4 protein-coding genes are annotated in these 6,400 nt (G+C 74.6%); 2 read left to right on the top strand and 2 right to left on the bottom strand.

Annotation, left to right across the window (positions count from 1 at the left end):
• Positions 1–41: 41 nt before the first annotated feature.
• Positions 42–1,058 carry a FecCD family ABC transporter permease gene (locus GSF22_RS28865; RefSeq protein WP_244454318.1) on the bottom strand — a complete coding sequence of 339 codons (1,017 nt, stop codon included), beginning with the start codon at positions 1,056–1,058 and terminating at the stop codon, positions 42–44.
• Between the two features lie 89 nt (positions 1,059–1,147).
• Between GSF22_RS28865 and GSF22_RS28860 the strand changes: the two genes are divergently transcribed.
• Positions 1,148–2,374: an alanine racemase gene (locus GSF22_RS28860; protein ID WP_307804416.1), complete on the top strand. Its 1,227-nt coding sequence runs from the start codon at positions 1,148–1,150 to the stop codon at positions 2,372–2,374.
• Positions 2,375–2,446: 72 nt separating this feature from the next.
• On the opposite strand, the gene GSF22_RS28855 is transcribed toward GSF22_RS28860, so the two are convergent.
• A complete protein-coding gene (locus GSF22_RS28855; RefSeq protein ID WP_208816999.1) occupies positions 2,447–3,298 on the bottom strand; it encodes a hypothetical protein in 852 nt (283 codons plus the stop codon).
• A 187-nt stretch (positions 3,299–3,485) separates the two neighbouring features.
• Between GSF22_RS28855 and GSF22_RS28850 the strand changes: the two genes are divergently transcribed.
• Entirely contained in the window at positions 3,486–6,377 is a 2,892-nt protein-coding gene (locus GSF22_RS28850) for an AfsR/SARP family transcriptional regulator (RefSeq protein ID WP_208816998.1), read from the top strand.
• Positions 6,378–6,400: the final 23 nt, after the last annotated feature.

Raw genomic sequence — 6,400 nt, 5'->3', positions numbered from 1 at the left:
GGGGGTACCCGACGCGGGCACCGGCGGGGTGACGGTGGTGGTCACGACGCCACCACCCGGGCCCGGCGGGCCAGCATGATCAGGACCGGCGCGCCGAGGAACGCGGTGACGATGCCGACCTCCAGCTCCAGCGGGATGAGCACGATCCGGCCGACCACGTCGGCGAGCAGCAGCAGGGTCGGGCCGAACAGGGCGCAGGCGGGCAGGAGGATCCGGTGGTCCGGGCCGACGAGTTGCCGGGCCAGGTGCGGGGCGGCCAGGCCGACGAAGGCCAGCGGGCCGGCGGCGGCAACCGCGCCCCCGGCGAGCAGGGTCACCGCGAGGGCGCCGAGCAGCCGGTAGCGGACCGGGTCGAAGCCGAGCGCGGCGGCGGCGTCGTCCCCGATGGCCAGGGCGTCCAACGGCCGGACCAGCAGGACGGTGAGCAGGCCGCCGACCACGAGGAAGGGCAGCACCGCCAGCAGCACCCCGGTCGGCCGGCCGGCGAGTGAGCCGGCGATCCAGAACCGGGCCTCGTCGAGGGTGCGCTCGTCGAGCGCCATCAGGGTGCTGGTCCAGGAGAAGGTGGCGGCGGCGAGGACCGCGCCGGAGAGCGCCAACCGGATCGGGGTGGCGGTCCCCCGCCCCGCGCCGGCGAGCAGGTACACCACCACGGCGGAGACGGCGGCCCCGGCGACGGCGAACCAGACGTACCCGTACGGGCTGGTGATGCCGACCAGGTAGATGGCGAGTACGACGGCGAAGGCGGCGCCGTTGCCGACGCCGAGGACCTCCGGGGAGGCGAGCGGGTTGCGGGTCAGGCCCTGCATCACCGCCCCGGCGACGGCGAGCGCGGCGCCGACGGCGAGCCCGAGCAGGGTACGCGGCAGCCGGATCTGCCGGATGATGATGTGTTCCGGGGTGCCGGCGAAGTCCCGCAGCGCGTCCAGGGTCACCGTCGGGCTGATCGCGCGGGCGCCGACGAAGAAGCTCAGGGCCACCGCACCGAGCAGCGCGGCAGCGCCGACGACCAGCCAGGCCGCGCCGGTACGGCGGGTGGTGGCGGGGGCGGTGGACAACGGGAGCCTTTCGGTCGGGCGAGGCGCCGGAGGGACCCGGACCACCGCAGGCTATAAGGTGAGCCTAACCTTAGGCAAAAGGGGGTCCTGTGCAGCTTCCGCCGTCCGCCGCCGGCCGACCGTGCCTCCGCACAGATCAGCTCCCACCCGCGGTACGCGCCGCCCTGCGGGCCCGCGCCGGTGGGTCGGAGCCGGTCAGCGGCTACCTCTACGACCCGGCGGTCGCGGTGGAGCGGGCCGGCGCGCTGCGCGCCGCGCTGCCCGACTGGGCCCGGGTCTGCTACGCCGTGAAGGCCAACTCCCACCCTCCGCTGGTGTCCGCCCTCGGCACGCAGGTGGACGGGTTCGAGGTGGCGTCGGCTGCCGAGGCCGCGCTGGCCCGCCGGGTCCGGCCGGACGGGCTGCTGGTCGCGGCCGGGCCGGCCAAGACCGAGGCGCTGCTGACCGCCCTGGTGTCGGCCGGGGTCGACGTGGTCAACGTGGAGAGCCCGCTGGAGCTGCACCGGTTGCAGGCGGTCGCGGCGCGGGCCGGCCGGCGGGTGGACGTGGCGCTGCGGGTCAACCCGGACGTGGTGACGGTCACCGGTGCGCTGGCCATGGGCGGTGCCGCCACCGCGTTCGGGGTCGCCGAGGCGGACGTACCGGCCGTCCTGGCCCTCGCGGCCACCCTGCCCGACCTGCGGGTGGTCGGCTTCCACGTGCACGCGGTCGGCAACAACCTGGACGCGGCGGCGCACGCCGGGTACGTACGGTGGTGTCTCGACTGGAGTGCCCGCACCGCCGCCGCCCACCGGATCGAGTTGCGGACCGTCGACGTGGGCGGTGGCCTCGGCGTGCCGTTCGACGGCGGCGCCGGCTTCGACCTGGACCGGTTCGGTGCGCTGCTCGCCGGGCTGACCCCGCCGGCCGGCTGCCGGACGGTGCTGGAGCCGGGGCGTTGGCTGGTCACCGACGCCGGCTGGTACGCCGCCGAGGTGGTCGACGTCAAACACACCCACGGCACCTGGTTCGTGGTGCTGCGCGGCGGGATCAACCACTTCGCGCTGCCGGTCTCCTGGGACATCCCGCACCGGTTCGCCGTGCTCCCGGTCGACGACTGGCCGCACCCGTACCCCCGGCCGCAGGTCGACGACGCCCCGGTGACCGTGGTCGGGGAACTCTGCACCAGCGAGGACACCCTGGCCCGGGACGTGACGGTGTCCCGGGTACGCGCCGGTGACCTGGTGGTCTTCCCGATGGCCGGCTCGTACGGCTGGGAGTTCGCCCTGCCGCACTTCCTCGGCCATCCGCCGGCCGACCGCTGGCTGCTGGGCTGACCGCCCGACGGCTCCACGTCGTGTCCGTTCGGGTGCGAGCGGACCCGACGTGGAGCCGGACGTCCTCCCTGGTCAGCTGCCGCAGATGCCGTACGCGTTGAAGCTCCAGTTCCCGCCGTACCCGTCGCCGTCCTCGTTCGCCCAGGCCCGTACCGTGTTCTCGGTGGTGATGTTCACCCCGGTGAGCAGGACCTGGCCGTTACCGGCGTTGATGTCCGCTCCGGCGCCGTAGAGCGACTTGCCGGCCGGGCAGGCCACGATGCCCTGATGCTGCTGGGCGCTCTCGTTGTCCGACTGGATCGAGATCCGCTCCAGGCCCGCCGGGGTGTTGGCGCACACCGCGAACGCCGTCACGCTCCAACCGGCCAGGGCGGAGCCCTGCACCCGCACCCCCCGGGTGGTGACCGACCTCAGGTCGAACGAGGGCACCACCTGGTCCAGCACGACCTCACCGAGACCGCTGTTGATCCGGCCGCCCATGCCGATCACGCTCTTGGTGCCGCAGCTGGCCGTGACGTACTCGGTGCCGACCGCCCCGGTCACCGCCACCACCTGGTAACCCGCCGGCGGGGTGGCACACATGGCGAGCGCGCTCAGTTGCCAGTCTTCGGCGTAGTCGACCGCGCCGACCTCGCGCATCGTGGCGACGAAGCCCGTACCGTTGGCCAACGGTTCCAGCCGGTCCAGGCCGACCCGCCCCTCGGCCGAGGAGGTGTTGAGGTAACCGCCACCGCCGGTGACCACCTTCCCCACCGGACACGGGGCGGTGATCGCCTTGTCCACGCTGTTCTTGGCGGTCGACTCGATGCTCGTCTCCAGCCCGGCCGGCTCCGCCGCCGCCGGCGCGGCCCAGCCCGCCACCCCCACGCCGACCAGCAGGGCCAGGACACCGGTCACCCCGGTGATCGCCTTGTTGACACGCATTTCCGACTCCTTCATGGCACGGGACCGGCCACGTCGCGTGGTGTATTACGGCCCACCCGTCGTGGCTCTCTGTGGAAATGAGCGTGCGGAGGTTCCCTAGGCGTCCACTATCTGACCGCTTGGCACCGATCCGGTCGGGCCGACAACCCCTAGGATGTCGCTGGGTAATCACAGTTGGTGAGGAAGTATGAGGTGGCGCGTCCTCGGTCCCGTCGAGGTCACCGTGGACGGACGGGTCCTGCCGATCAGTCGACCGCAGCAGCGGGCCGTACTGGCCCTGCTGCTGCTCAACGCCGGCCGGGTGGTCTCTGCCGGGCACCTGGCCGAGGCACTGTGGGGGGACGACCCGCCGAGCAGTGCGCGGACCCAGGTGCAGGTCTGCGTGTCGCAGATCCGCTCCGCGCTGCGACCTGCCGGCCTGGCGGAGGTGCTGGCCAGCACCGGTGGCGGGTACCGGCTGGCCGTCGCCGACGACGACCTCGACCTGGCCCGGTTCACCCACGCCGCGTCCCGGGCCAGGGCAGCCGTCCGGGCCGGTGATCCCGAGACGGCGGCCCGCGAGCTCACCACGGGCCTGGCGCTCTGGCGCGGCCCGGCGCTGACCGGCGCGGCGGGGGCGTTCGTCCGGGCCGCCGCCGACAGTCTCGACGAGCAACGGCTGACCGGGTACGAACAGCTCGCCTCGGTGGAGTTGACGCTCGGCCGGTACGACAACGTGCTGCGGACCCTCCAGCCCCTGGTCGCCGCCCATCCGCTCCGGGAGGCCCTCGTCGCCCGGTGCCTGCTCGCCCTGGCCGGCACCGGTCAGCAGGCCGCCGCCCTGCGACTGTACGCCGACACCCGGGACCGGTTGGTCGAGGAGCTCGGCGTGGAGCCGGCCGCCGAGCTGACCGAGGCACACCTGCGGATCCTGCGCCAGGAGGTGACCCCGGCCGCGGTCGTACCCGAACCAGGACCCGGGCCGGCCACCGCGCCCGCGCAACTGCCCGCCGACCTGGCCGGGTTCACCGGCCGGGCGGCGGCGCTGCGCGAACTGGACCGGCTGTTGCCGGAGACCGGGACCACCCCGGGGGCGGACACCCGCCGGGCGGTGGTCGTCTCCGCGATCGGCGGGACCGCCGGGGTCGGCAAGACGACCCTCGCGGTGCACTGGGCGCACCGGGTCGCGCACCGGTTCCCCGACGGGCAGCTCTACGTCAACCTGCGCGGCTTCGACCTCGACGGTCGGGCCGTCGCCCCCGACGAGGCGTTGCGCGGGTTCCTGGCCGCCCTGCACGTACCACCCCAGCGGATCCCGAACGACCTGGACCAGCAGGCCGCCCTGTACCGCACCCTGCTGGCCGACCGACGGATGCTGATCGTGCTCGACAACGCCCGCGACTGCGACCAGGTACGCCCGCTGCTGCCCGGCGCCGGTGGCTGCCTGGTCGTGGTGACCAGCCGGGACCGGCTCACCGGCCTGGTGGTGACCGAGGGCGCCCACCCGGTGACCCTGGACCTGCTCTCCCCCACCGAGTCCCGGGAACTGCTCGGCCGGCGTCTCGGCCGGGACCGGGCGGCGGCCGAACCGCTCGCCGTGGACGAGATCGTGCACCGGTGCGCCCGGCTGCCGCTGGCGCTGGCCATCGTGGCCGCCCGGGCGGCGGCGAACCGGGCCTTCCCACTGGACGCGCTCGCCGCCGAACTGGCCGAACTGGCCGAGACCGCCGGACCGCTGGACGCGTTGGACGCCGGTGACCCGTCGACCGACGTGCGGGCGGTCTTCTCCTGGTCGTACCGGATGCTGGACGCCGGCTCGGCGCGGCTGTTCCGGCTGTTGGGGCTGCACCCCGGGCCGGACGTGGCGGTGCCGGCGGTGGCCAGCCTGACCGGCCTGCCACCGGCCCGGGTCCGCCCGCTGCTGGCCACCCTGACCCGGGCGCACCTGCTCGTCGAGCCGGTGCCCGGCCGGTACGCCCTGCACGACCTGCTGCGCGCCTACGCCGCGGAACTGTGCCGGACCGACGACAGCGACGCCGAGCGCGAGGCCGCCCGGCACCGCCTGTTCGACCACTACCTGCACACCACCCACGCGGCGGACGACCTGCTCGACCCGTACCGGCTCGCCCAACCGGTCGACCTCGAACCGGCCCGCCCCGGGGTGACGGTCGACGCCCGGACCGACCACGCCTGGGCGACCCGGTGGTTCGGTACCGAACACCAGGTACTGCTGGGCACGGTCGCGCAGGCCGCCGCCACCGGGTTCGACGGGCACGCCTGGCGGCTGGCCGCCGCGCTGACCACCTACCTCGACCGGCGCGGGCACTGGCCGGAGCTGGCCGCCGTGCAGCACACCGCGCTGCTCGCCGCGCAGCGGCAGAACGACCCGGCCGGGCAGGCCCGGGCACACCGGGGGCTGGCCATCTGCTGCACCTGGCTCGGCCGGTACGACGAGGCGCACCGGCACTACCGACGCGACCTGGAGCTCTACCGGGACCTGGGCGACGACACCGGGCAGGCGCACACCCATCTGGGGATCAGCTGGGTGCTGGCCCGCGAGGGCCGGCGCCGGGACGCGGTGACCCATGCCGACCGGGCACTGGCGCTGTACCGGACCAGCGGTTACCGAGTCGGGCAGGCCAAGGCGCTCAACAACCTCGCCTTCTTCCACGCCCGGCTCGGCGACCACCGGCTGGCCCTGGCCTGCTGCCGGCAGGCCCTGGCGCTGCACGAGGAGAACGGGGACCGGCACGGCGTCGCGTTGGCCTGGGACAACCTGGGGTACGTCCGCCACCAGCTCGGCCAGCACCAGCGGGCCTTGGCCTGTTACCGCCGGGCGCTGCTGCTGCACCGGGAGCTGGGCGACCGGTACGACGAGGCCGAGGTGCTGGAGAACATGGGGGACACCCACCAGGCGGCCGGCGACCGCGGTGCGGCACGGCACGCCTGGCGGGACGCGCTGGCCATCTTCGACGACCTCGACCACCCGGACACCGACCGGCTGCGGGCGAAGCTGGCCGGCCCGGCGACGTACCAGCCGCACGCCCCGGCGCACGGGGTGGCCCTGCTGGCCGCCTCCGGTGCCGGCGACCCGTCCTGACCCCACTCCACCCGGTCCTGCCC

The organism is Micromonospora echinofusca, from assembly GCF_017614955.1.
GTDB classification, from domain to species: Bacteria; Actinomycetota; Actinomycetes; order Mycobacteriales; family Micromonosporaceae; genus Micromonospora; species Micromonospora echinofusca_A.
This window is presented reverse-complemented; position numbering and strand designations above follow the sequence as displayed.

Excerpts from the sequence above, each read along its gene's own strand:
- GSF22_RS28850 (WP_208816998.1), top strand. The coding sequence starts at position 3,486 with ATGAGGTGGCGCGTCCTCGGTCCCGTCGAGGTCACCGTGGACGGACGG.
- GSF22_RS28855 (WP_208816999.1), bottom strand. The coding sequence starts at position 3,298 with ATGCGTGTCAACAAGGCGATCACCGGGGTGACCGGTGTCCTGGCCCTG.